The organism is Nitrosospira sp. Nsp14 (genome assembly GCF_900113575.1).
Classification (GTDB): domain Bacteria; phylum Pseudomonadota; class Gammaproteobacteria; order Burkholderiales; family Nitrosomonadaceae; genus Nitrosospira.
Genome location: NZ_FOPV01000028.1, coordinates 1 through 24,562 on the forward strand (window position 1 = coordinate 1; position 24,562 = coordinate 24,562).

Annotated in this window: 21 protein-coding genes and 3 pseudogenes; 8 read left to right on the forward strand and 16 right to left on the reverse strand. The window is 55.0% G+C overall.

Translation table 11 applies throughout. From position 1 onward, the window contains the following. The first annotated feature begins 863 nt into the window (after positions 1-863). Both BM022_RS16190 and BM022_RS14105 read left to right on the forward strand, forming a co-directional pair. Complete coding sequence (locus BM022_RS16190) at positions 864-1,013, forward strand: DinB/UmuC family translesion DNA polymerase (RefSeq protein WP_256209201.1); 150 nt, start codon at positions 864-866, stop codon at positions 1,011-1,013. A gap of 159 nt (positions 1,014-1,172) precedes the next feature. Then, the gene (locus BM022_RS14105) at positions 1,173-1,436 is read left to right on the forward strand and encodes a hypothetical protein (protein WP_091140320.1); all 264 of its coding nucleotides are present in this window, start codon (positions 1,173-1,175) and stop codon (positions 1,434-1,436) included. Positions 1,437-1,646: 210 nt separating this feature from the next. Here BM022_RS14105 and BM022_RS14110 read toward each other — a convergent pair whose 3' ends face one another. The 14 genes from BM022_RS14110 to ndhC form a co-directional block, all read right to left on the reverse strand. Continuing rightward, positions 1,647-1,850, reverse strand: a complete 204-nt coding sequence (locus BM022_RS14110; protein ID WP_091140322.1) for a DUF3330 domain-containing protein — start codon at positions 1,848-1,850, stop codon at positions 1,647-1,649. Between the two features lie 96 nt (positions 1,851-1,946). Beyond that, the gene (locus BM022_RS14115; RefSeq protein ID WP_091140324.1) at positions 1,947-3,458 is read right to left on the reverse strand and encodes an NADH-quinone oxidoreductase subunit N; all 1,512 of its coding nucleotides are present in this window, start codon (positions 3,456-3,458) and stop codon (positions 1,947-1,949) included. Beyond that, positions 3,455-4,957: an NADH-quinone oxidoreductase subunit M gene (gene nuoM / locus BM022_RS14120; RefSeq protein WP_091140326.1), complete on the reverse strand. Its 1,503-nt coding sequence runs from the start codon at positions 4,955-4,957 to the stop codon at positions 3,455-3,457. The genes BM022_RS14115 and nuoM overlap by 4 nt, the downstream gene beginning before the upstream one ends. Further along, the gene (gene nuoL / locus BM022_RS14125; RefSeq protein ID WP_091140328.1) at positions 4,954-6,927 is read right to left on the reverse strand and encodes an NADH-quinone oxidoreductase subunit L; all 1,974 of its coding nucleotides are present in this window, start codon (positions 6,925-6,927) and stop codon (positions 4,954-4,956) included. The genes nuoM and nuoL overlap by 4 nt, the downstream gene beginning before the upstream one ends. Position 6,928: 1 nt before the next feature. After that, complete coding sequence (nuoK, locus tag BM022_RS14130) at positions 6,929-7,237, reverse strand: NADH-quinone oxidoreductase subunit NuoK (protein ID WP_091140348.1); 309 nt, start codon at positions 7,235-7,237, stop codon at positions 6,929-6,931. 4 nt (positions 7,238-7,241) lie between these two features. Then, positions 7,242-7,799 carry an NADH-quinone oxidoreductase subunit J gene (gene nuoJ, locus BM022_RS14135; protein ID WP_091140331.1) on the reverse strand — a complete coding sequence of 186 codons (558 nt, stop codon included), beginning with the start codon at positions 7,797-7,799 and terminating at the stop codon, positions 7,242-7,244. 46 nt (positions 7,800-7,845) lie between these two features. Then, positions 7,846-8,361, reverse strand: coding sequence for an NADH-quinone oxidoreductase subunit NuoI (gene nuoI / locus BM022_RS14140; RefSeq protein WP_091140332.1), 516 nt, complete (start codon positions 8,359-8,361; stop codon positions 7,846-7,848). 30 nt (positions 8,362-8,391) lie between these two features. After that, positions 8,392-9,345 (reverse strand): NADH-quinone oxidoreductase subunit NuoH, encoded by a 954-nt coding sequence (nuoH, locus tag BM022_RS14145; RefSeq protein ID WP_091140350.1) that lies wholly within the window; start codon positions 9,343-9,345, stop codon positions 8,392-8,394. Positions 9,346-9,376: 31 nt separating this feature from the next. Beyond that, positions 9,377-12,298 carry an NADH-quinone oxidoreductase subunit NuoG gene (nuoG, locus tag BM022_RS14150; protein WP_256209199.1) on the reverse strand — a complete coding sequence of 974 codons (2,922 nt, stop codon included), beginning with the start codon at positions 12,296-12,298 and terminating at the stop codon, positions 9,377-9,379. After that, complete coding sequence (gene nuoF / locus BM022_RS14155; protein ID WP_256209200.1) at positions 12,249-13,589, reverse strand: NADH-quinone oxidoreductase subunit NuoF; 1,341 nt, start codon at positions 13,587-13,589, stop codon at positions 12,249-12,251. The genes nuoG and nuoF overlap by 50 nt, the downstream gene beginning before the upstream one ends. Next, positions 13,522-14,028, reverse strand: a complete 507-nt coding sequence (nuoE, locus tag BM022_RS14160) for an NADH-quinone oxidoreductase subunit NuoE (RefSeq protein ID WP_091140335.1) — start codon at positions 14,026-14,028, stop codon at positions 13,522-13,524. Before nuoE ends, nuoF begins: the two co-directional genes overlap by 68 nt. Positions 14,029-14,048: 20 nt before the next feature. Continuing rightward, positions 14,049-15,830, reverse strand: coding sequence for an NADH-quinone oxidoreductase subunit C/D (gene nuoC, locus BM022_RS14165; RefSeq protein WP_091140337.1), 1,782 nt, complete (start codon positions 15,828-15,830; stop codon positions 14,049-14,051). 280 nt (positions 15,831-16,110) lie between these two features. Continuing rightward, complete coding sequence (locus tag BM022_RS14170) at positions 16,111-16,704, reverse strand: NuoB/complex I 20 kDa subunit family protein (RefSeq protein ID WP_371264341.1); 594 nt, start codon at positions 16,702-16,704, stop codon at positions 16,111-16,113. A gap of 47 nt (positions 16,705-16,751) precedes the next feature. Continuing rightward, the gene (ndhC, locus tag BM022_RS14175) at positions 16,752-17,207 is read right to left on the reverse strand and encodes an NADH-quinone oxidoreductase subunit A (RefSeq protein ID WP_091140339.1); all 456 of its coding nucleotides are present in this window, start codon (positions 17,205-17,207) and stop codon (positions 16,752-16,754) included. A 498-nt stretch (positions 17,208-17,705) separates the two neighbouring features. Here ndhC and BM022_RS16195 point away from each other — a divergent pair, with 498 nt between their 5' ends. From BM022_RS16195 to BM022_RS14190, 4 genes and pseudogenes are all read left to right on the forward strand, one after another. Next, a complete protein-coding gene (locus tag BM022_RS16195; protein WP_256209203.1) occupies positions 17,706-17,831 on the forward strand; it encodes a hypothetical protein in 126 nt (41 codons plus the stop codon). Next, positions 17,800-18,022 (forward strand): annotated as a pseudogene (locus BM022_RS16200) (integrase core domain-containing protein); the annotation flags it as partial. The gene BM022_RS16195 and the pseudogene BM022_RS16200, both read left to right, overlap by 32 nt. A gap of 848 nt (positions 18,023-18,870) precedes the next feature. Continuing rightward, positions 18,871-20,739 carry a PAS domain-containing hybrid sensor histidine kinase/response regulator gene (locus BM022_RS14185; RefSeq protein WP_177191744.1) on the forward strand — a complete coding sequence of 623 codons (1,869 nt, stop codon included), beginning with the start codon at positions 18,871-18,873 and terminating at the stop codon, positions 20,737-20,739. Between the two features lie 429 nt (positions 20,740-21,168). After that, a pseudogene (locus BM022_RS14190) lies at positions 21,169-21,402 on the forward strand (IS3 family transposase); the annotation flags it as partial. A 135-nt stretch (positions 21,403-21,537) separates the two neighbouring features. Here BM022_RS14190 and BM022_RS14195 read toward each other — a convergent pair. After that, the gene (locus BM022_RS14195; RefSeq protein WP_091140342.1) at positions 21,538-21,873 is read right to left on the reverse strand and encodes a putative signal transducing protein; all 336 of its coding nucleotides are present in this window, start codon (positions 21,871-21,873) and stop codon (positions 21,538-21,540) included. A gap of 278 nt (positions 21,874-22,151) precedes the next feature. After that, the gene (locus tag BM022_RS14200) at positions 22,152-22,436 is read right to left on the reverse strand and encodes an HU family DNA-binding protein (RefSeq protein ID WP_091140343.1); all 285 of its coding nucleotides are present in this window, start codon (positions 22,434-22,436) and stop codon (positions 22,152-22,154) included. Between the two features lie 448 nt (positions 22,437-22,884). Here BM022_RS14200 and BM022_RS14205 point away from each other — a divergent pair, with 448 nt between their 5' ends. Further along, positions 22,885-23,379 (forward strand): hypothetical protein, encoded by a 495-nt coding sequence (locus BM022_RS14205; RefSeq protein ID WP_091140345.1) that lies wholly within the window; start codon positions 22,885-22,887, stop codon positions 23,377-23,379. Positions 23,380-24,240: 861 nt separating this feature from the next. After that, positions 24,241-24,455 (forward strand): annotated as a pseudogene (locus BM022_RS16205) (GDCCVxC domain-containing (seleno)protein). Positions 24,456-24,562: the final 107 nt, after the last annotated feature.

A 24,562-nucleotide genomic window follows, 5' to 3' on the forward strand; every position in this document is an offset into this window, starting at 1 on the left:
GTCAACATAATCGGCAGCCAAAAAGCCACCATATTCGCCCAGGTGGGTCAGTTTTACTCCGGCTCAGTGGGTCAGTATTACAGCGGCGCTAACAAATAAAGGCTGCTTCTCGAATTTTTTCAAGTTTGCTTACCCTTCTTGACTTTGCGGCCACTAGTTCTTCCACTGAGTTCTGGTGGGACCGGCTCCTCAAACTTTCTTCCTATATAACAATTTAGATCATCATCTAATCGACTGCGAGATAAAGGAGGCTTAAACGAAAAATTATTTGATGTTGTGTCTGCCTGTGATGCAGAAGGCAACGGGTAGCAAGCCCAGACCGGGCGTGCAGTTCGAGCCATGCTTGAGACAAAAGCCTTTGCGCATACTGGTGATTTGGTACGCAGTCCGCAAAAGCGAGGGTTGGTGCGCAACAGAAAGTGCGCCCTAAAAGGAATGGAGACAAGACCTCTAAATTTTCCCACCGATTGATCATTTTTTTCTTTATGTCAATGCACTAAAAAGCTCACACATTTGACGATTTTGGTACGCAGAGAGGTGGTGCGCAGCTCGGTGGCACGGAAATGGCCCTTGAAAAATGCCTCGAGTACCATATAAAGCACGGCGAAATCCACTGGATGAACCCTTGGCCCTGCCCGATTCACCAGTCCAATGAAGATCAGTTAAAGCTACTCGTCCTTGGCATGGAGAACTTTGTCGGTGCATTAGAATCATCCCCTCGATGAAGTAGGTCACCTGCTTCCCTATCGCTTCCTTTGCTGAGATCCTTGTCTTATGGGGAGAGGTCGGACGTGAGGACGCCAATCCCGATTTCAAGCAAACCGAGATTAGGCGATGACGCAGCACCCATTGCCACGCAGGTGATGAGTTCGCGCTCGTTTGGGAAAAGGGTGGAGTGCCTGCAGGAGTTGCGGGAAGCCATCAGCTATCATGCCGCCAATGCAGCACAGCGGCTGCGCAAGCAGCGCCTCTTTGCCAGTTCAGTTTTTCAAGAGATAGTTTTGGGAGGTTAAAAAGTACGTGAAATCGGAAATTTTTCAGCTCGCCCGTTATCTCCGAAAAACGACCGTTTTCGGGTTGAGGTACTTGCGCTTTAAGATCATGGACGCAGTCAAGGAGCAACATTTGGGCACGGCTTCCGGCATCAAAAATGCGTCTCGCGTGTTGCTGGAATGCTGGCGATCGCGCTCCTGGGCGCGCTCGCCACTGGTGTCTTCAGGTCAGCACTGGATACGCACGTAGCCCGATTGCAGGTGCCCGTGGAAATTCGGGTCGCTTTGGATGCCGAGGTGCCGAAGCTGGCCGAAGCGAAGGTGCCTCCACAGGTTGTTGGAGAGCAGCGACGGGCGCTCGAAGAGGATCTGAACGAAGCCTTCGTGCGAAGCTTTCGCGTCGTGATGCTCGTGGCAGCCGGCTTCGCACCGACGAGCGCGTAGTGCGCTTTCCTGACAGTCGGCCCGCACCATAAGACTCCCGATAATCGAGGGAGAAGTTCGTCCTTGTGGCATTCGTTGCTCTCAGCGTGCCTTTACGCTCGGCCCTGGGACGCCATCTGGTGGTTCCGTTCACAATGAAACGCGCTCGTATAAGCAGTTCCAGGGAGCCGCGACGCATCAATTCCGCAACAGAAAACCGTTTTCTGCCTTTTACGACGATAACTTTTTTCCTGGGGAGTTGTCTGAACCATAATCCTTTTCCTGAGTTTTCCATTTCGCGTAACAATCCAATCCGCAAAAATGCAGGACGTAATCGGTCGCTTCTTCATTAACTGCCTCGGACAAAGGGATCTCCTTGAAACAGACCTTGCATGCCACCCTATCGGGATCAGATGGTATTTCCGGTTCACGCATTTTTGAAGCTCTCCTATTTTCGACCTGCCTCAATCCCACTCACCTTTTGCCCCGCCCCACCTTTTGCATTGTGACAAACAGACGAAGCACCGGTAATCAAGTCAAATCCACCACCGTTATTCCTTCAAGCACATCAATAAGCTGAGCCGGAAAGACGCCCAGCCATATAAGCAATAACGCCAGCGCCGCCAGCGTCACACTTTCCCCAAGGGAGGGTGATGCAACGGGCCTCATGGTTGGTTCAGTGATTGCCTGCGAACTCGGCGCACACATCACTGCGATAATACGCAGGTAATAGAAGAGCCCGATGGTGCTGCCAACAACCAATACAATCACAGGTATCCACAACGATGCTTCCACGCCAGCCGTTAATATGTAGAACTTACCGATAAAGCCCATCGTCAGCGGAATTCCGGCCAACGACAGTAGCATGGCGGTAAACACCCCCGCGAGCCACGGTCTGTGCCAGAATAGACCCGCATAATCCGCAAGCCTGTCGCTATCCCTTTCCGCTACGCGATGGGATTCGCCCTCGGATCCGTTATTGAACCCGCCCGACAATACCGTTACCACACCGAACGCACCCAGCATAGTGACAAAATAGGCCGTAAGAAAATAAGCCACCGCCTCGATTGCCAGCGGATCAAAAGCCAGAAACCCGACCAGCAGATAGCCAAGCTGGGCAATTGAGGAATAGGCAAGAATCCGCTTGATGTTATCTTGCAGCAGGGCGAGCAGGTTGCCAACCAGGATTGTCGTGACGGCAACCAGGCTCAATGCCAGCGTGATCGGCTGCGACTGGTGCGCTCCCGCCATCAGGAAATAGCGCAGTAGCAGGGCGAGCATGGCGCCCTTTGAAACAGTGGCGATGAATGCGGTAATCGGTGCGGGTGCACCTTCATATACATCCGGAGTCCACATGTGAAAGGGCACGAGGGCCAGCTTGAATCCGACACCTGTCACAATCAGCGCGAGCCCGGCCAGTCCGTAGAGCTCCAACGCCTGATCCGGCGCGGTAAGCATTGTTCCGATTTTCGCAAACTGCATCGTCCCGAGCTGCGCGTAGACCAGCGCCATGCCAAACAAAAGCAATCCGGATGAGAATCCAGCCAGGATCAGGTATTTGATCCCCGCTTCGAGAGGACGCTCTGTGAATCGCGGATAGGCGATCAATGCAAACAACGAAATGCTGAGCAGTTCCAGACCCAGGAGAAACGAAGCAAAATGGCTGCTTGCCACGAGAACCCCACCGCCAAGGGCGGCCAGCAGTAACAGGATGTAAAGCGCCTCATGGCGGCTTTCAGAACCGCCGAAGTAGCGATAGCACAGCACTGCGACGACAAAGGTCGCAGCAACGATGAGCCCGATAAAAAACAGTGCATAGTGATCCAGTACCAGCAAAGCCGTGACCTGACGGGACCCGATGCCCCGAAACAGAAATAATGATGCAAATGACAGAATCAGCCCGGCGAGCGTCAACATCATGACCGGTCGAGGATGACGGTAAAAGGCTGAGGCCAGCATCACCACTACCGCAGACCCGGCAAGGAGGATGAGCGGGGACAGGGCCATGAGGTTGGAGTGTAGCGCGGAGGGTAGCGTGTTCATTCCGCATTCCCCTCCTGGTGGGCGGCAGCAACCGCAGGCGGACTATTTGCGATGTCCGGCGCGGCATCGAGCACGGGCTGCGGGTACAGCCCCAGCCATAGGGTAATGGCCGCCATTGAACACAGGGTCGCCATTTCCCGGCTTGACAGATCATGTAGTTGCCAACCATGCGTATTCTCGCCATGGAAAGTTTTCTGCACCAGCGCAAGCGCATACACGACACTGGCGACAAATGCCACGGCCGCGACGGACGCCAGCACGCTACTGGCGCGGTATAATCCCATCAGTACCAGGAATTCCCCGACGAAATTACCCATTCCCGGCAGCCCAAGCGCGGCAATGGCAAAAAACAATCCCATTGCCGCCAGACGCGGCATGACGCTCCACAGGCCTTCAAAGCGACGCATATCGCGGGTGTGCGTCCGTTCCTGCAAAATGCCAGCAATTACAAACAGTGCTCCCGTACTGATGCCGTGCGCGATCATTTGCATCACGGCCCCCCCAAGCGACCAGGGATTCCAGGCGAATATCCCGAGCACCGCAAAGCCCAGGTGACTCACGCTGGTGTAGGCCACGAGGCGCTTGAAATCCGTCTGGGCGAACGCCAGGAAAGCACCATAGAGAACTCCGGTTGCTCCCAACGCCATTGCCACCGGGGCAAAATACCCCGCCGCCTCGGGAAATAGCGGAACAACGAAGCGCAATAGCCCGTAGGTTCCGGTTTTCAGCAGCACCCCTGCAAGAATCACGCTTCCTGCTGTCGGCGCCTCGGTATGTGCGTCCGGCAGCCAGGTGTGAAATGGCACGATGGGCGCCTTGACTGCGAACGCAATGAAAAAGCCAAGCATGATCCACAGCTCGGTGGAGGGAGACATGGCCGTATTCAACAGCTCGAAATAATCGAATGTCAGGACTCCGGTGCTGCGGTAGTGGGCGAATACCAGCGCAAGAATTGCCACCAGCATGAGCAGACCGCTCCCCTCGGCGAAAATGAAGAACTTGATCGCTGCATACTGCCGCTTCTCATGGCCCCAGATCGCAATCATGAAATACATCGGCACCAGCATCAGCTCCCAGAAGAAGAAAAACAGAAACAGGTCCAGCGCAAGGAATACGCCGACCGCCCCTGCCAGAGTCCATAGCAGGTTGAAGTAAAAGAATCCGGCACGCTCCTGGATTTCCGTCCAGGAACACGCCACCGATACCACTCCCAGAAAAGCGGTCAGCACGACCAGGACGAGGCTTATTCCATCCATGGCCAGATGAAAGCTCACTCCGAAACGCGGAATCCACTCCGCCCTGGTCTCGGCAAGCCACCCCCCGTGAGCGGGAAGAGCCATAGCGCTGGCAGACTGCAGCCAAAGCCATATCGTCAATACGAGCTCGATGCCCACCGTAGCCAGCGCAACCCACTTCGCAGAGTCCGGATGCCACCGATTCGCCATCCATGACAGCAAACCGCCGGCCACCAGGATGAAAATTAATGCGGAGAGAATCATGCGAATATCCCGATGAATATAAAACCGATCGATCCGGCGGCAATCGCCGCCGCGTAGCGGCGTACCTGTCCGCTTTGCGTTGCACTCAAGGCGCGATAGAGAAACAGACAAAGCTGGGCCAGGCCGCTGTAGATATTGTCGATCACGTCGTGCCGATCGACCTTCTGGAGCCACCTGAGTGTGCATGAAACCGCCATTCTGTAGATATTGTCGACCACGTCGTGCCGATCGGCGTACGCAAGCCAGAGATAGGGCCGGACGAACAGGAACTCATAAAACCGGTCGAAACCCCAGCCAAAATGCCAGAACTTCCGGATTCTTGCCAATGCCGGGATCAGCATCAGTCCATGGAGAAAGGCGGGATATCTCAGAAACAACAGGTACGCCAACGCGATGCCGCCAAGAGAGGCAGCAATTGCGAGCAGCTCCAGAATGGTTTCGTCATTTTTACCGTCATGAACGACCTGATTCGGCGGCAAGGCATGCTGAACAAAGCTGGAAAACAGCGTTAAATTGCCGAGAAAAGGTGGAGTTTCAATCCATCCGCCGACTAGAGAGAGTGCGGCAAGAACTATAAGCGGTATAGTTATGCGCAGACCTGGCCGTCTGGTTTCGGGAGGCATCGCAGTCCTCGCTTCGCCAAAAAAGACGAGAAACACCACACGAAAGATGTAGAGGCCAGTCAGTATTGCACCTGCCCATCCCGCGGCCCATAACCATGGATTCCCTCCTGCTGACGACCAGGCCTGCCAAAGAATCAGGTCCTTGCTGTAGAAGCCCGCAGTAACGAGCGGCAGTGCCGCGAGCGATGCGCTGCCGATCAGAAAAGTCCAGAATGCAACGGGAAGTTTTTTCCTCAGCCCACCCATCCGGAAAATATCATGTTCCTCGTGCAGGCTCATGATGACTACACCTGCACTCAGGAACAGCAGAGCCTTGAAGAAGGCGTGAGTCATCAGGTGAAAGATGGCTGCGGACCAGGCACCCACTCCCAGCGCGAGGAACATATAGCCGATCTGGCTGATGGTCGAATACGCGAGCACGCGCTTGATGTCTTTTTGGGAGAGTGCACTGAATCCTGCCAGCAGCAGGGTAAGGGCGCCTATTACTGCTACCGCCAGTTGTACGGGTGGCGCAAGCGTAAAGAGCACATGCGTGCGGGCAATCAGATAGACGCCTGCCGTTACCATGGTCGCGGCATGGATCAGCGCGCTCACGGGCGTGGGGCCCGCCATTGCGTCAGGCAGCCAGGTCTGTAGCGGAAGCTGGGCAGATTTGCCCACCGCCCCGGCGAGCAGAAGGCCGGCGGCGATTAAAGCCAGCTCCGATCCCTCCGGCCACTGTTGGACCATTCGCTGCATCAACGGCTGGATATCAAGGGTTCCGAGGTGAGTGAACAGCAGAAAAAGGCCGGCGGCCATGGCCGTATCGCCGATTCGGGTCACGATAAACGCTTTGCGCGCGGCGCGACCGTTGGCGGGATCCCGATACCAGAATCCGATCAGCAGATAACTGCAAAGTCCCACCCCTTCCCAACCAAGGTAAAGAAACAGCAGGTTGTCGGCAAGAACCAGGATACACATCGAGCCGACAAAGAGATTCATATAGGCGAAAAAGCGCGCGTAACCGTCATCGCCAATCATGAATTCCGTCGAATAGAGGTGGATCAGGAAACTGATGACGGTCACAACCAGGACCATTACCAGTGATAACGCGTCGAGATAAAAGCCGATCCTCGGCGAGAAACCGGCTATGCCGATCCAGACCCATGCTTCCTGCTGAAAGGCGAGACCCGGCGGTCTTGCAGCGATGAAGTCGATCGCGATCAGAATGGCGATGAGTGCCGAAAGAGCCACGGAGCCAGTTCCCATTACCGCGACACTGCGCCGGCTCAAGTGGCTTCCGCCCAGCGCCAGCGTCAGGAAACCGGCCAGCGGCAGCGTGGGAATAAGCCAGAGCAGAGGCAGCACGTTATCCCCGCATCTTGCTCACCGCGTCTGCATCCAGTGTCTGGAAGCGGCGGTGCAACAGCAGCAGCAATGCCAGGCCGACAGAGACTTCAGCCGCCGCCACAGACAGGATAAAGATGAACATTACCTGACCGTCGGCCTGCGCCCAGTGAGAACCGGCAACCACGAAGGCAAGCCCGGCGGCGTTCAGCATGATCTCAATCGACATCAGGATGAAGATCAGGTTGCGTCTGACCAGAATGCCGACCATTCCCAGCACGAAGAGGATTGCGGCGAGCAGCAGGCCGTGATGCATGGGAATTGCTGCAATAGCCTCAGCCGTTCTCATGGCCGCGCCTATCCGAAAGGGACTCAGAACGTGACCCCCAACCTGACTCGGTATGCCAGCCGAGGTGACAGGCGCCGACCAATCCCGCCAGTAATAGCAGCGAAGCCAGCTCGACACCAAGGAGATAGGGTCCGAAGAGCGTAATACCTACTTCCTTGGACTCGACCGCTGCCCTGCCGGAGATTGTGGCGGTACCTGGTACATTCCACACAAGGATATAAATCAGTTCGGCCAGCAGCAACGCCGACAGTACGGCGGGGCCCGCCCACATGCGGGGGCTCAGCCATTCCCGCTCCTTGACCGCCGCGGAGGTGCCGAGGTTAAGCATCATTATCACGAACACGAACAGCACCATTACGGCGCCTGCGTAAATGATGACCTCCAGTGCTGCGACAAACGGCGCCCCCAGCACAAAAAAGACGACCGCGACGGCAAGCAGGGACACGATCAGGTAGAGCAGCGCATGCACGGCGCTCGCTCGCGTAACAACCATCAGAGTGGCTGCAACGGCAACTGCTGCGGATAAGTAGAATGTCGCTTCCATGGCCTCCCTCCCGGATGAGGAATCAAGGTACGCTTTAAGGTACGGATCAAGGCAGCAGCGAACGCGGGTCTACCGGAGGCGCTTCCTTCTCGGCCTCGCCCTTGCTTTTTCCTCCAATTGCGACTCCCGCCACCCGGTAGAAGTTGTAGCCGGGGTATTTGCCCGTGCCATCGATTAAAAGGTCCTCTTTTTCGTACACCAGGTTTTTTCGGTTGTATTCGCCCATTTCGAAGTCGGGCGTAAGCTGGATCGCGTCGGTAGGGCATGCCTCTTCGCAATATCCGCAGAAAATGCAACGCGAAAAATTGATCCGAAAGAATTCAGGGTAGCGGCGCCCATGCTCATTCTCGGTTGCCTGCAGTGCGATGCAATCCACCGGGCAGGCCGCCGCGCAGAGGTAGCATGCAACGCAGCGTTCCTCCCCATCCGGATCCCGGCTCAGGATGATGCGCCCACGCCAGCGCGGCGGAATCTTGGGCTTCTCGTCCGGATACTCAATGGTCACCCGGCGGTGGAACATGTGCAGAAAGATGATCCACATTGTCTTCAGGGAATTCCACATGCGATCTTCTCCCGGGGCTATATGAACAGGTTATGCCATTGACAAGACGACCGCGCCGGTGATCAATAAATTGACAAGCGTGAGCGGAAGCATGACTTTCCAGCCGTAGGCCATCAGTTGATCGTAGCGGAGTCGTGGCAATGCCGCCCGCAGCAGGACGAAGCAGGCGATGACGATAAAAGTCTTGAGCAGAAACCAGACCAGTGGAGGCAGCAGCGGTCCCAGCCACCCACCGAAGAATAAAGTGACGATCATTGCCGAGATAAGGGTGATCCCGACATATTCGCCAATGAAAAACAGGCCGAACTTCATGCTGGAATATTCAGTATGAAAGCCTGCCACGAGTTCGTTCTCCGACTCTGGCAAATCAAAGGGAAGCCGCCGCGCCTCGGCAATGCCGGCGACGGCAAAAGTTGCCAGGCCGAGGACCTGCGGAATGCAGAACCATAGATTTTCCTGTGCGGCAACGATATCGCGCAGGTTGAATGAACCCGCGAGCATGACAACGCCCATCAGCGCCAGGCCCATGAAGACCTCGTAGCTCAACATCTGTGCCGCCGCCCGGAAGCCGCCGAGCAGCGAATATTTGTTGTTGGACGCCCATCCGCCCAGCACGACGCTATAGACGCCAAGCGAAGACATGGCGAGAAAAAACAATAATCCGATGTTCAGGTCGACCACGCCGATGCCAGGGGCGAGCGGCACGACGGCAAACGCAAGCAGCGTTGCGACCGCAACGATTGCGGGCGCCAGCACGAACACAGCCCTGTCTGCGAATGGCGGTATCCAGTCCTCCTTGGTAAGAAGCTTGATTGAATCAGCGACGATTTGCAGAACGCCGAACGGGCCCACCCGATTCGGCCCGTAGCGATCCTGCCACAGGCCAAGTAGGCGCCGCTCGATCCAGGACAACATCGCCGAGAAAGCAAACACGGCAGCCAGGATCAGGATCAGGTTCGCCCAGATGCCGGTCCATTCATTCATGGCTGAATCCATTCATGGATTATTCCTCCACCTACTCTTCCACCTGCTTTCCCTTTTCCGCCTTTCCCTTTTCCGCGATTCCCTTTTCCGCCTTCTTTAACTCGCCCCATGCAGGCAGGGCGATTCCAGCAAGAACACCCAGACCCGGCAGGCCGGCGGGGAGCCCTGCGGTACCGTGCAGCAACTCGGGTTTGAAGCGCACAGGTAGTCGGTAGATTTCGGCGGTAGCCATGGGTTCAGTGCCGGTCAAACCATCCGCCGGAGCATCCGTCCGCTGCCTCAAATGCAACTGGACCTCGTCCCCCGCTGCCAACCCGAGATCACTCGCATCGGCGGGGTTGAGCGCGAGATAGGGCTGCGGACTGAGCTCGGCGATAGCGGGTGCGAGGATACTCAACTCCTCCGAACCAAAGACGTGGTGCATCGGCAACAGCAGCCATTCGCCCGCGCACGGCTTGAAGCCCCCCGGTACATTTTGAAAATAGGCGACTTTTTTTCCTTGCATCGGCTCGATCAGGCGCTCGCCCGGGTCGCCGCCCTTGAGCGGGCCGCCCACTTCGTCCTGGAACTTGTTTAACGCCTGTACCGAATTCCAACCGGGCGCCCAGAACCGGGGAATAAGCGACGGCGGTGGATTGCCCGGATAGCCTTCCATGGAAAATGACAGAGGGCTGTCCGGATCACCCGGCTGCTCGGGTTCCTGGACGCTTACGTTGGCATGCATGGCGGTGCGCCCGCTATAGCGATGGGGTTCGCGTGGAATCTTTTGGCTATCGATACGAAAATCCGAAGATGGCGCTGCATGCAAAATCGGTTCGAGGTTCGGAATTGCCCGGGCACACGCGGCAGTGACATCGTCCAGGCTTGACCATCGCGCATCATCCCCGCGGCCGGCTGCAACTATGATGTCGCGCAGCCAGCGCCAGCTTTCCCGGATATCGCCCGTAACATCGCCCCGAATATCATCCTTGATATCATTCCCAGGTACGAATACCTGGAAAAAGCGCTGCGCCCTGCCCTCGTTATTCACCAGCGTGCCATCCGCCTCGGCAAAGGTTGCGGCCGGCAGCACCACGTCGGCCTTCGCGCTGGTTGCATGCTCGATGTGGTCAATCATCACGATGTGCCGCGTAACGGCGAGAAGACGATCGACCATGGCGGCATCCGTTCGCCGGTAAAGATCATTCTCCATAATGATGAGCGTATCCACCGCGCCATCGTCCATCGCTTCGAGTGCGCTTTCGAGACTGTCGCCCCCGAGCATCGCGGCGCCCAGGCTGTTGCATTCAGGAACCGCGTAGCAGAGCCCGGCAGCGTGGCCGGTGTTACAAAGCGCCCATGCCACATTGGCCGCCGCCTCAACAACAGCTTTATCCCCGCAACCCATGCCGGAAATGACCAAAGGACGCTCAGCCGCCTTCAGCTTTTCCGCAATTGTTTCGGCCAGCGTCTGGATCGTACTGGATAAGTCCGGTACTTGCGGCGCAGTTGGGTCGAGCGCGTGCGCTACTGCAAAACCGAGGCGGCCGAGTTCATCAGGGGGGCCACGAAAGGTCCGGGTGGCGATATCGTCGATTCGGGTATCAGCCATGGTGGCGATAAACAATGGCCCACGCTCTTCTTGCATCGCCTCGCGCACCGCATGATCATTCCAGAGCGGAATACCCATTTTTATCGCCATCTTTTCCGGTTGCCGGCGCACCGCCTGGCGCAGGGCCAGCCCGAGCCGGGACGCGGTATTGGCTACATCCTCACCCAATACAAGCACCGCATCCGCCAACTCCACTTCATGCAACGATGGGGTGCGGGCAGGGCCTTTTTTTAAAATATCAAGAATGGAAGCAAGCAGGCGGGAATCCCTTTCAGATAGTCCGAGATAAAACTGGTCGCGTCCAACGAGGGTTCGCAGCGCAAAATTGGCTTCAATCGAAGCGCGCGGAGAACCGATGCCGATCGCCCGGGCACCGCTGGACAGGATTTCGCCCAAACGCTGGAGCGCGTCGCGTTTGCTGGCAAGTTGCAGTGGTGCAGTTCCATGTTTTCGCAGCAAGGGTTGCCTGATCCGGCGCCCGCTATTGACGAACTCATAACCGTAACGGCCGCGGTCGCACAGGAAGTAACCATTTACCGCGCCATTGAAGCGGTTGCGGATACGGCGCAGCGTGCCGTAACGCTCGCCTGGAATCGTGTTGCAGCCGAGCCCGCAGTGCACGCACACCGACGGCGCCGTTTGCAAATCCCACTTGCGCGTATAGTGCCGCTTCAATGTCTTGTCGGTAAAAACGCCTGTAGGGCAAACCTCCACCAGGTTACCGCTGAATTCGCTTTCGAGAACCCCGTCCTGATAGCGGCCGAAGTAGACCTGATCGCGCAGCATCAAGGCGTCAAAGTCGCGTCCGCCCGCATAGTCCCGGTAGAATCGCGTACAGCGATAACATTGAATGCAGCGATTCATCTCGTGGTTGACGAGAGGCCCGAGGTCCTGGTTATGGAACGTGCGCTTGCGGCCACGGTGGCGGCGATAAACATGGCCGTTCATCACGGTCATATCCTGCAAATGGCATTCGCCGCCTTCGTCACACACCGGGCAATCGTGCGGATGATTCACCATCAGCCATTCCGCAACGCTGGCGCGGAACTCTCGCGCCTCGGGATCGTCAATGGAAATCCGAATCCCGTCTTTGGCGGCGGTCATGCACGCCATGACAATCTTGCCGCGCTTGTCTTCCTCATTCTTGAACTGCTTGATCGCGCACTGGCGGCACGCACCCACCGACCCGAGCGCGGGATGCCAGCAGAAATAAGGCAGGTTGAATCCCAGCGAAAGGCACTCCTGCAACAAGTTCTCGCCGTCTTTGGCAGGATAGGGACGATTGTCGATATGGATGGTCGTCACATCCGCCTCACATTTGCATACCCTGGCCGTGTTCACGCCAGGGGCAGCCCTTTTCATGGATATGGCGCTCGAAATCATCGCGGAAATACTTGAGACCGCTCTGCAGGGGCTCGGCGGCGCCCGGCGCCAGGGCACAGAAGGTATGGCCGGGACCCAGGAGATGCGTATGGGATTCCAGCAGTTCAAGGTCGGAAGTCTTGCCGCGGCCCTCCTCCATGTCCTGCAATATCTCTTCGATCCAGGAAAGCCCGGACCAGCAGGGGGTGCACCAGCCGCATGATTCCTGGGCGAAGAAATGCTCTAGATTGAGCAGCATTCCGACGGGACAGGTCTTGTCGTCAAGGACAATCATGGCGCCGGTCCCCAGGCGGCTGCCCACCGACTGCATCGAATCGAAATCCATCGCTACGTCCAGGTGATCGGCAGTAACAAAATCCGTCGACGCCCCTCCCGGCAGCAAGCCGCGAAACTGGTAGCCGTCCCGCATGCCGCCCGCGTGTTCTTCCAGAATCTCCCGCAGAGGAGTGCCCATGGGCAATTCCCATAACCCCGGATTCTTCACTCTCCCGCTTGCCCCGTACAGCTTGGTGCCGCCATCGCCGCTGCGGCTCAGGCTCTTGAACCATTTGGCGCCGTGATTCAAGATATGCGGAAGGTTGCACAAGGTTTCCACGTTATTGACGATGGTGGGCTTGCCCCACAGGCCGCTGACCTGGGGATAGGGGGGCTTGGCGCGTGGATTGGCGCGTTTGCCCTCGAGGGCGTTAAGCAGCGCGGTCTCCTCCCCGCATATGTAGCGCCCGGCACTGACGTGAAGGTACATCTCCAGGCTGTACGCCGAGCCCAGGATGTTTTTACCCAGGTAGCCGTCGCGGTACGCTTCCGCGATCGCCCGCTCCATCCTCCGGGCGGCCAGCTTGTAGGCCCAACGCAGAAATACGTAGGCCACGTCGGCCTGGATGGCATAGGCGCTGATAATGATGCCTTCGACCAACTGGTGAGGATCGCCTTCAAGCAACAGGCGATCCTTGAATGTGCCCGGCTCCATCTCGTCGGCATTGCAAACAAGATACTTCGGGCGCGGCGCATCGTCGCCCATTGGCACGAAACTCCACTTCTGCGCAGTTGGAAACCCCGCCCCACCGCGGCCGCGCAGGTTTGATTCCTTCACCGCTGCCTGAACTTCCGCGGGAGACATGGTCAGCGCCTTGCGGAGTGCGGCATAACCACCGGTCTTCTCGTACTGTACGAGATCAGGCGGCTCCTTGCCCGGTGAGATGTTATGGGTCAGCGGCGTTTCCATCGGTCGATTTTTCTTCTTCCTGTTGATAACTTGCCAGAATTTCATCGATCCTGGCGGGATCCAGGTCCTGGTAATGCGCATCATCCATCATCATGACAGGAGCATGGTCACAAGCGCCCAGGCACACATTCGGCAACAGGGTAAAGCGGCCATCGGCAGTGGTCTGGCCCAGCCCGATGCCCAGCCGATTCGTCAGATGCTGATGCAGGCGTTCGTAACCCATGATCCAGCAACTGACGCCGTCGCATAGCAGAATGACGTGCTTGCCCACTGGCTTGCGGAAAATCATGTTGTAGAAGGTCGCAACACTCTCCAGCTCAGCCGGCGTTATCTGCAACGCCTCGGCCACGTCCGCAATGCCGTCATCCGATACCCAGCCGCGATGCTGCTGTACGACCTTGAGCGCCTCGATGCATACCGCGCGGTTATTCGGGTAGTGCCGCGCGTGCGCCTCTATTTCCCTCCTCTCCTGTTCACTCAGCATTGTTCCCTTCAGCGTCGAAGTTAGCGGTCCACGTCGGCCATGACAAAATCGATGCTGCCCAGAATGGCGATCAAATCGGAAATCATCAGCCCGCGGCTGATCAAAGGGATCATCTGCAGATGCGGAAAGGAGGGCGTGCGAATCCGCACCCGGTAGGCCATGGTATTGCCGTCGCTGATCAGGTAATAGCCATTGTTCCCCTTGGTCGCTTCGATGCCCACGAATGCTTCCCCGGGAGGAATGACTGGCCCCCAGCTCACACCCAGGAAATGATCGATGAGCGTCTCAATGTCTTGCAAGGTGGGCTTCCTGAGGGGCGGCGTGGTGAGCGGATGGTCCGCTTTATGCGCGCCAGCCGGCATGTTCTCCAGGCACTGCTCAATGATGCGCAGGCTCTGGCGAATCTCCTCAGCGCGAACGGCACAGCGATCATAGCAATCGCCATGCTCGCCGGTTGGTACATCGAACTCGAACTGGTCGTAGCCCGAATACGGCCGTGCCTTGCGGAAATCCCATTCGAAGCCGCAGGCGCGCAGATTGGGTCCCGTCACGCCCCATTCGATCGCCTCATCTGTCGAGTAACTACCGACGCCGCGCGTCCGGGCTTTCAAGATGCGGTTGCCCAAAGCAATCTTGTCATACTCATCCAGTCTTGCAGGCATATAATCCAGAAAATCCCGCACCATCCGATCCCATCCATTGGGCAAGTCCTGAGCCACACCGCCGATGCGATACCAGCTCGGGTGCATTCGTCCCCCACAGATGGCTTCGACGACATCGAACACTCGCTCGCGGTCAGTGAACATGAAAAATACCGGAGAAAGCGCGCCCAGGTCCTGGGTAAAAGTCCCATAGAACACCAGATGGCTTGCAACGCGAAAAAATTCAGCCATCATCACGCGCATCACCTTTACCCGATCAGGCACTTCAATGCCTGCCAGTTTTTCCACGGCCAGCACATAGGGAAGGTTATTCATGACCCCTCCCAGGTAATCGATGCGGTCGGTGTAGGGAATGTAGGTATGCCAGGATTGGCGCTCACCCATCTTTTCCGCTCCGCGATGGTGAAAGCCAATTTCTGGCACAGCGTCGATGATTTCCTCGCCGTCGAGCTGGAGTACAATGCGAAATACGCCATGCACGCTCGGATGGTTCGGCCCCAGGTTGAGGAACATAAAATCGGTGCCGTCGTGTGCGCGGCGCATTCCCCATTCTTCAGGATGAAAACGCAGCGTTTCCTGCTCAGCCTCCTCCTTCTCTTCGGACAAATGGAACGGTTCCATTTCAGTCGCGCGAGCGGGGTGTTCCTTGCGCAGGGAATGCCCCTGCCACCACGGGGGTAGCAGAATCCGGCGCAGGTGCGGGTGGCCGTCGAAGACGATCCCGAACATGTCCCATACCTCGCGCTCGTACCAGTTTGCGGCAGACCAGATATCCGTAATCGTGGGCATGTGAAGATCAGTCTCGGTAAGCGCGACCTTGAGACGCACGTCCGCATTACGCTCGAACGACAGCAGGTGATAGATGACGGTGAATCGGCTTGGCGGCTGATCGTTGCGATGCGCCCGAGTGCGCTCGTCGATCGCGGTCAGATCGTACAGCATGCGGTAAGGCCGCTCCGCTTCCAGTTTCAGATAGCGCAGGACGTCGCGTACCCTGTTCCGGGAAACCCACTGAGTGGGAAGGTCATCGGCGGTTTTTTGCACTAAACCCATCGGTCCGCCCGGGTTCCCGGCGTTCGGGGGCCCAAAGCGACCTTTCAATTCCTCCAGCACATCTGAAGCGCTTGATGTGTTCGGCATATCCTGCTTTAAGGCAATGCTGGAGGCTGCGCTCACGGGTTTAACCTAAATCCGGCAGTTGGACAGAGTGAAGTGACAGCCTGGGGATGCAGGGAAAGGCGCAAGGATGCGGAATGGTCATTCCATTCCGAGGAGTTGCAACGCAGCCATACGCCGCAAAAACGTGCAATCCACCCTGTAGCGAACTCACTCAAAAAGGTGAAAGTCAAGTTTGGGGAAAAACGGTTATAAGGCACAGCGCCGTCCTGAAAAGTATGAGCGGTCGATTGCCGGATTTAGGTTAGACCTCGTCCGGACTTCGTAGCGTCGTAGCCCGCATTCGGTCGGCCCGCTTGAGATCCCGCTGGGATCCCTCAGCCGGTCGCTCGATCCCCTGCGGACCGATCACCCAGCTCAATGGGCGTTTTTCCTTGCCGATTGCGTCCTGAAGCAGATTCAGCCCCTGCATGAATGCGTCGGGCCGAGGTGGACAACCGGGAACATAAACATCCACGGGAAGGAACCGGTCTACACCCTGCACCACGCTGTAAATGTCATACATTCCGCCGGAATTCGCGCACGAACCCATTGAAATTACCCAGCGCGGTTCAAGCATCTGATCGTAAAGACGCTGGAGCACGGGCGCCATCTTGATAAAAACCGTACCGGAAATAACGATCAGATCGGCCTGACGGGGAGAAGCGCGGATAACTTCGGCGCCAAACCGGGCAAGGTCATACTTGCTGGTGAAGCTGGTCGCCATTTCCACATAACAACACGACAGACCGAAATTGTAGGGCCAGACGGAATTCTTGCGGCCCCATGCGACAAGGTCTTGCAATCGCGTCAGCAATACACTGCGGCGTCCGTCTTCTTCAAAACCGTTATCACGGATTATTGAAGACCCGGACGTTGCCCCAGATGGTTTATCGTATGGCTTACTTAGAGACCACCGCATGGTTTGGGCTCCTTATGGTTTGGGCTCCGTGATTCTTTGGCTAACTTGCCAGCCGAATGCCTTTTGGGCCCCCAATCCAGGGCACCCAGCCGCCATAAATAAGCGAGGGCCGCTCCCAGAATAGCTATGAAGATGACAGCCTCGATATAACCGGGCCAGCCCAGCTCACGAAGAGCGACGGCCCAGCCAAAAAGGAACACAGCTTCCACATCGAAGATCACAAAGAACACTGCGACCAGGTAGAATTTGGCGGATAGGCGCAAGCGCGCAAGGCCGACGGTGACAATACCGCTTTCAAATGGCTCATCCGTAGCCTTCGATCTATGACGCTCCCCAATGATGTACGAAAGCGCCATAACGCCCACAACCAGCGTGACGACGAGGACGAAGTATGCAACCAGGGGCCAGATTTCTGTTGCTTGTGTCGCGGAAGCATTCAAGGATTAGGCTCCTTTGGGCTTGGTCCTTTGATTGATTCACCAAGATTAAACAGGCCGGTCCACGCAAAGAACTGCGGGGCCAGAGAGGGATGGCTTCAGGTGAAAGTTGAGTATTTCCCATCGAGCAGCAGACTTCTGTACGATAGCCAACAAAAAAATGGTATGCGTACTGTCCGTCGTTATCCGGCAGTCCTGTCCAGTTGGTTGAACAGTCGCCGACGGAGGTATGTAGGTCACATGCGTGGTAACAAACGTGGTAATTCGACGGTGACCCAAATATAGAAGCATTAGAACACAATACCTTAGAACTTAAATGTGGAGGACCCCCTCCCGCCACAACTTAACTATTAATCGCTGATTACGTGGATTATTAAGATGGAAAACAGCTTAGTTCGTGCCGTTATTCTTACCCACTGCATCCTTTAGCTGGCTACCAGATCGAGATTCGTGCCAAGGGTAGGTAAGTGATCTGCTATAGGAAAACCGGACCAGGAGCGCTTGCGAAGCGAGCATGTGGTTGCCGCGTTAAACGGGTTGGCTGTCCACCCGATACTTTTTGTCGATAACGGCAGTGAATTTTCGGGGCAGTTGCTTGATCCGGCCCGGAAAGCCAACGGACATTGAAACGTTTAATGGATCATCCCAGGGCGAGTGCCTGAAACTTGCATTGGTTTGAAACGCTGGACGAGGCCAAAGCGATCATCGAGGACTGGCGGTGGGACTACAACGAGAGTCGACCTCACTCGACTCTCAACAACTTGGCACCAGCTGAATTTGTACGCGGGGCGGGCCCTCCAAACCCTCTCCCGGTTTAACCAACGCCGAAAACCAGCTCTCGGAATCGTCCTGGAAACCCAAGCGGATTATAGACTCACAGCACTATCAATGAGCCTGGGGATTGAACTCGCGTCAGGGTGGGGGAGTCTTAGACAGAGATCATTTCCTAGAAGCCCATCGTTAGAAAGTTTTTACCCACCGTTATATTTCAATGCTTGTACTTCTCTTGCGGTAAAATTTTGCCGCAGAGTATTGCTACAAACTCACTTTCGTTCTACGGATACATTATTTGAATTCAATGACTTATTCCGAAGATGAGCAGAGTCCCACGCTCCCCCCAATTCCTTGGCAAATACGCGGTTTTAACGCGAGATATCGTTTCTCCCAACTATAATAAGACTAACACCTACCGTTTTTGACGCATTAATTAACGCGGTCTGTCTGAGTGTAGAGTGCTACTTCAAGTTTGCTCCAGGAATTCCTCAATGACCTCTGTTTATGAGCTAAACGCCTCGCAGTATCAGGAACGGAATTTTGTGAAGCAGGTAATGGAGGCGGAATCTGAGTTGAATGGGACTAGCTGCGCTCAAAATGTTTGTTCACATCCCGTCGTGGAAGTACGAGCAACGCATTAGTAATAGAATTTCCCTTCAGGAAACCTATTCGTAATCTGCGCCTCCGTTTCTTCCGCTTTTTCTGTCAAATTGAGGGTACATTCCAATCGAATAGAATGCAAAACATCAGATTACCTTTCCTAGCAGGCGGTGGTGAGATGGGGTCCCTCATGCGTGCACATGATTGGTCCACCTCTCCGCTTGGGAGTCCCGATGATTGGCGAGCGTCGCTGCGCACTGTTGTTAGTCTTCTTTTAAATTCCAAGTTTCCAATGTTCGTGGCCTGGGGTCCTGCACTTGGATTCCTGTACAACGATCCTTATGCTGAAATTCTCGGCGACAAGCATCCGGGAGCATTGGGGCTTTCCTTCCGCGATATTTCGGCTGAGATATGGAAGGATATGAATCCTCTCTTAGAACGGGCCTTGGCCGGAGAGGCAACTTACAGTGAAAATCTACCGTGTACCCTGCTTCGGAATGGGTATGCTGAAAAAAAATGGTTTACCTTCTCATATTCTCCCGTTTGTGACGAGAGCGGGATGGTGGCCGGGCTGTACTGTTGCTGTACGGAAACAACCGCGCAAGTGCTTGCAGCGCGCAAGGGGAAGCAGGAACACGAGCGTTTAAGACAGCTCTTCGAGCAGGCCCCAGGAATTATGGCAGTCCTGCGAGAGCCCTCTCATATTTTTGAGCTTGCCAATACCGCATACCTTGAATTGGTGGGGAACCGCCCAGTTGTCGGCAAAACCGTACGGGAGGCGCTGCCGGAAATCGAAGGCCAGGGATACTTTGAACTGCTGGATCGGGTCTATAAAACAGGAGAGCCGTTCGTGGGACGCGGAGTCTCCGTCAAATTGCAGCGCCCCAGTGGGGAATTAGAGGAGCGTTTCGTCGATTTCATTTATCAGCCCATCAGAGACGACGACGATAATGTCACTGGCATATTCATTGAGGGTAGTGATGTCACTCAAGCGGTAAAAACAGGCTTGGAACTTCGTACGGCTAATCGGCACAAGGATGAGTTTGTCGCTATGCTGGCGCACGAGCTGAGAAACCCGCTGGCGCCAATTAGCACCGCCGCTGAGCTACTCAAGCTGACCACTTCTGACCCGGTTCGAATCCGTGAAGTAGGTGAAGTCATCAGTCGGCAGGTCAATCACATGACCGCGCTAGTGGACGATCTGCTGGATATTTCCCGAATTACCCGCGGCCTGCTGATACTGAACAAAGAAGCGCTGAATCTTAACCGAATTATTGCCGAGGCTATTGAGCAGGTCAATTCCCTGATCGAACTAAAGCACCAGCATCTAGCAATAATTCCTGCGGTAGGACCTGCATTCGTAAGTGGTGACAAAACCCGCCTGACTCAGGTCTTTGCTAACCTTATCAATAACGCGGCCAAGTATACGCCTGAATACGGGCACATCACGGTCCGCATAGACTTGCAGCAAAGGGATGTTAAAGTAACCGTCCGCGATGACGGGGTGGGGATCTCGCCAGACCTTTTACCGCGTATATTCGATTTGTTTGTCCAGGCGGAACGAACGCTAGATCGTTCCCAAGGTGGACTCGGCTTGGGATTGTCCCTTACTAAGAAGCTGACGGACCTTCACGGCGGAACCGTGACAGCGCGGAGTGAAGGAATCGGCCGGGGCAGCGAGTTCACGGTTCAATTGCCCCAGTTATGCGAGCCCGCACTAGAGCTCCAATCCCGGGATAATGGTTCAACGGCTGTCCATACAAGCGCGGAGGCAATGCATTTGATGATTGTCGACGATAACACTGATGCGGCAAACCTTCTATGCTTGCTGGTAGAGGAATTGGGACATACCACGACTGTGGCACCTAACGCATCAATTGCACTTGAGCAAGCGCATATGCACCCGCCTCAGATGCTATTTCTAGATATTGGGTTGCCAGACATGGACGGATACGAACTGGCCCGCAGGTTGCGTACCATGCCCGAAACGGAAGAGGCGGTATTGGTCGCAGTAACTGGGTACGGGCAATGGGAGGATAAAGAGAGGGCAAAAGCCGCAGGATTCGACCATCATGTGGTGAAACCGATAAATCTAACTGAAATCACAGCTCTGATTGCCTCTTTGGGACATGAGAGTTCTATCAAGATTGCAGGAAGATAAAGGTCTATCGCGCCGTTCTGTCGAGTTCTCTCAATACGATGAAAAATGTAGCTCGTCTGATCTGAAAGTCTCATATCCCACATGTGTAACAGTTCGGATTGCCCCGGCGTATATTTACTGGATCCGGTAGACCGGTGTGGTTCTGGGAACTGGATTTCGCCCTCAGTCGTCGCCCCCTGCGGACGACAAGAGCTGTGACGCGTTAACTTTCACCTGTATCATCAAATTAGAAGCAAAGCGTGGCAGCACAAGATAATACCGCGCACGTACTCCATGGTAGCCCGCGGAATTTATAGGCACCTTTAAGCTTTAAACTTGAGGCGACAAGGAGGTGTCATGAGCAGCAAGCGTTATACAGAAGAATTCAAGCTGTCAAGTAAGTGACCGAGCGAGGCTACGCGGTGGCGGGAGTTGCGGGGCGGCTGGGTGTGTCACAACGACAATGCAGTAGCGGAGAGCTTCTTTCAACTCCTGAAACGGGAACGCGTTCGTCGGAAAATCTATAATCGGAAAATCTATAACAACAGGGAAGAGGCACGGCGCGACATCTTTGACTACATCGAGCTCTTCCATAACTCAAGGCGCCGCCATGGTCACGCCGGCAGCTTGGCTCCTGTAGAGTTCGAAAAGCAGTATTTCAACCGGCTCGAAAGTGTCTACTAAACCCGGGGCGATTCACCCCCTCCAGTGGGTTGAAGTCCGAAATCGTGTCGTATCCTATAGCAACAGGACTCTCGTTCACGGAATCAAACTCGAACGTGTCTGCTTAGCGCCGCCTAGCAGGGTATCTGTGCCTCATTAGGTGCTTCCTTCACGCGAGGATGGCAGTTCAAGCCCGGCGCCGCACTGCCAGCAAAGCTGAAAATTAAGGGGATTTTCCTCATGGCACACGCGGCAGAATACCACTCGCGTTTCGACCGGGGTTTTTTCAAATTCGTTAACGATGGCTTGCCCCCGCTCAAAATCACTGTCCCGAATAACCCACACCTCTGGATAAGCGTGGGTAAACGGAATATCCCCCAGCCCCCCCTGGGCATGTTCATTAAATAACTTCGCGGAGATACAATTGTGGTCGAGCAGATCAAGCATAATTTGCGCTTCCATAATGCTTGAGGCTGAACAAATTTTTTTCATTATTTCATAATACTAACAAAAGCCACTCTTACAACCCCTGATGTAGTTTCCTGAACCATTAACCTACTTCTCATCTTAGATTTTGTTGGCGCATGCTCCAAACGGAAGTCTTTAGCGGCGCACATTGCGCAGGCAAGATCCCTGGCCATGGAGGAATTCATCTGGTGGAAAGCAGGCAGGACGGTTAACTGCGTCGATCCGAGCAACAACGGGAAGCACCTGCTACCGCCTTTAAGCGAGAGCGCCTGAAGCTGCTGGTGCTTTACCGCTGACGGTCCTTACTTTCCGCCGCCATTGACCGCAGCCTTGAGCGCTGCACCGGGTTTGAATGCCGCAACCCTCGATGCGGCAATCTTCAGCTCCTCACCGGTCTTGGGATTGCGGCCAGTACGGGCGGCACGATCGCGCACTTCGAACGTTCCAAAGCCAGGCAACGTCAGCGAATCCCCTTTTTTCAACGTATCGGAAATAATTTCTATCAGTGCGTTCACCGCGCGGTCAGCAGAAGCACCGCTGGAGTCCGTCTTTCCAGCTATTGCATCAACGAGTTCTTTTTTGTTCATGGTTGTAATCCGTTTCCAATTAGTTAATCGAGGCATCATTATAGAGTGCCAGGAGCAGGAGAGCCTGATTCCTCACTTTTGTAACTTTAATTCCACCAGATTCCGACCCGGGGTTTCGCCGATAAAGTGCCCAACCAACAGCAGCGATGAGAGTCGAGGGCTTTTCACCCTCGCTGCCGCTGACCACGACGCCCCAGCTTGAGGTCACGGCCATTTTCCCAGAAGAGCAGTCAATAGCTTCTTCACCGAAAGAGCGCTTCCACCTGCGGCAATTTGTCACATGCGGCAATATGCCACATTGATTTATACCCCCTATGGGTATATGGTGAGATTCATCTCCTGTAAATGCTAGCGGCTTATAGAAACGTTTGCTTCAGGAGTTATCTCGAGTGTCTTCTTAAAGAATTTTCCTTCAAATCGAAATTGGAATTTTTCATGGAGAGTTTAAATGACTATAGGGCGCGTCACCACGTTTCTCTTCAGCGCTGCATTGGCTAGCATGTCTCTCCTTGCAAGCGCTCATACCGAAGAATTTTTTGATTCCAGACCGTCGCCGCACGGCGGTCAAATGCGCATGACCGGGCCTTATCACTTGGAGCTAGTTTCCAAGGATAATGAGATCGTGGTGTATGTGATGGATCATGCCGATAGCGAGCTCAGCGTCAACGGCGGCTCAGGCAAGGCAATCATTCAAAGCAGCAAGACCAAGACTAAAACCTCGGTCAAACTGGAACAGGCGGGTGACAACATTCTCAAGGGGAGCGGAAAGTTTTCTATCACGCCGGAGACCGTCATTACTGTATTCGTTACGCTACCCGAACAGGAAGCGTACGCTGCCAGCTTTACTCCTCTTAAGCTCAAGGCCAGACTCTCCAATAAAGCCAAGGTTACCAAACGTCAAGTAGATAGTAGTGAAGGACATTCTCACCATATGCAGCATTAAGTGTCCAAAAGTGTCGCAAGGCGGGACGTGGCCTAGGATGAGCTGCGTTCCGCTTGACACATCGACAAGAAATACGCGGTTAAAAAGAATCTGCCCCCCCTTGGTTGACAAGGTACTTAAGGATAAGCAAACCCCGGACCCTGACTCCTAACGGTTGTGAGAAGGAATCGAAAACTAAAGTTAATGTCAGAAAAATTTCGCGAAATAATGGGCGGCCTAAGCGTACCTCAGCGTAAGCGGGCCGATAGCACGCGGCTCCTGCATACTTCTATCGTTATACGGGCATTAAGCCCTCCCTGCTTTAGGCCCAGCTCCAGGCAAATTGAACGTACAGGCGATGATTCCGCTTCCGACAATAGATTTCTCTAGCAAATAAAAAAACGCGTCCTGACCCTTTCTGGCAAGCGTGGAAGGGCAATGGTTAGCGAATCCTTCGATTAAAATCGTTGCAATGATGTGAACCGATTAAGTGATTCATGACAAAGAAAACGTCCTGAGGCTTATTGGTGGCGAGTATATTACTTTCGTACTCAAGGCGTTGCCGGAGAGCGAAACGGCGACCGAGGATTCTCGGAATGCATTATCGAGCTCCAACCTTAATGATATGAAAAATGCATGTGAAAATTTTTGTAGTTATATTATTGATTATTTCGGGCCTGGCTGGCTGTGCGGCTAATCGCTCTTCTAGCCGGTCAGGACAAAATGACGAATGTGCTTTAGCAGGAAGGGCGTTCTTCTACTCCTGCATCAGTCGGAGGTAGTTCAGGAAGTTCCAATACCCCGCTGCTTGCGGCGGGTTGCGTTACTTTCACCACGCCTAAGCGACAATCTGAGCTACAGCCTGAGCATAGAGCATTTACCGTGAGCGCTATCATTCTCGAGTCTGTATTGACCTGCCCATACTGCGGCTTTGCCAAGCGGGAACGCATACCCACCGACGCCTGTCAGTTCTACTACGAGTGTAACCACTGCAATGCATTGCTACGTCCTGATCCAGGTCACTGCTGCGTGTTCTGTTCGCTTGGTTCAATGGTCCGCCTATTCAGCAACAGCATGGATGCTGCGAGGAGATTTGACAACGACGCGAGTGACGTCATCCCCAAAAACTAGGGCAGTTCTAAATTAGAGTAAAGTCGCATCTGGCTCCCTTATTGAAGGAGTTTGAAGCGATGAAGAGATCCCG

Bases quoted from the DNA above. Each gene is read 5' to 3' on its own strand.
- BM022_RS16190 (WP_256209201.1), top strand. From the start codon at position 864: ATGAGTTCGCGCTCGTTTGGGAAAAGGGTGGAGTGCCTGCAGGAGTTG.
- BM022_RS14105 (WP_091140320.1), top strand. From the start codon at position 1,173: ATGCTGGCGATCGCGCTCCTGGGCGCGCTCGCCACTGGTGTCTTCAGG.
- BM022_RS14110 (WP_091140322.1), bottom strand. From the start codon at position 1,850: ATGCGTGAACCGGAAATACCATCTGATCCCGATAGGGTGGCATGCAAG.
- BM022_RS14115 (WP_091140324.1), bottom strand. From the start codon at position 3,458: ATGAACACGCTACCCTCCGCGCTACACTCCAACCTCATGGCCCTGTCC.
- nuoM (WP_091140326.1), bottom strand. From the start codon at position 4,957: ATGATTCTCTCCGCATTAATTTTCATCCTGGTGGCCGGCGGTTTGCTG.
- nuoJ (WP_091140331.1), bottom strand. From the start codon at position 7,799: ATGGAAGCGACATTCTACTTATCCGCAGCAGTTGCCGTTGCAGCCACT.
- nuoI (WP_091140332.1), bottom strand. From the start codon at position 8,361: ATGTGGAATTCCCTGAAGACAATGTGGATCATCTTTCTGCACATGTTC.
- nuoH (WP_091140350.1), bottom strand. From the start codon at position 9,345: ATGAATGAATGGACCGGCATCTGGGCGAACCTGATCCTGATCCTGGCT.
- nuoG (WP_256209199.1), bottom strand. From the start codon at position 12,298: ATGAAAAGGGCTGCCCCTGGCGTGAACACGGCCAGGGTATGCAAATGT.
- nuoF (WP_256209200.1), bottom strand. From the start codon at position 13,589: ATGAAATTCTGGCAAGTTATCAACAGGAAGAAGAAAAATCGACCGATG.
- nuoE (WP_091140335.1), bottom strand. From the start codon at position 14,028: ATGCTGAGTGAACAGGAGAGGAGGGAAATAGAGGCGCACGCGCGGCAC.
- nuoC (WP_091140337.1), bottom strand. From the start codon at position 15,830: ATGCCGAACACATCAAGCGCTTCAGATGTGCTGGAGGAATTGAAAGGT.
- BM022_RS14185 (WP_177191744.1), top strand. From the start codon at position 18,871: ATGTTCGTGGCCTGGGGTCCTGCACTTGGATTCCTGTACAACGATCCT.
- BM022_RS14195 (WP_091140342.1), bottom strand. From the start codon at position 21,873: ATGAAAAAAATTTGTTCAGCCTCAAGCATTATGGAAGCGCAAATTATG.
- BM022_RS14200 (WP_091140343.1), bottom strand. From the start codon at position 22,436: ATGAACAAAAAAGAACTCGTTGATGCAATAGCTGGAAAGACGGACTCC.
- BM022_RS14205 (WP_091140345.1), top strand. From the start codon at position 22,885: ATGACTATAGGGCGCGTCACCACGTTTCTCTTCAGCGCTGCATTGGCT.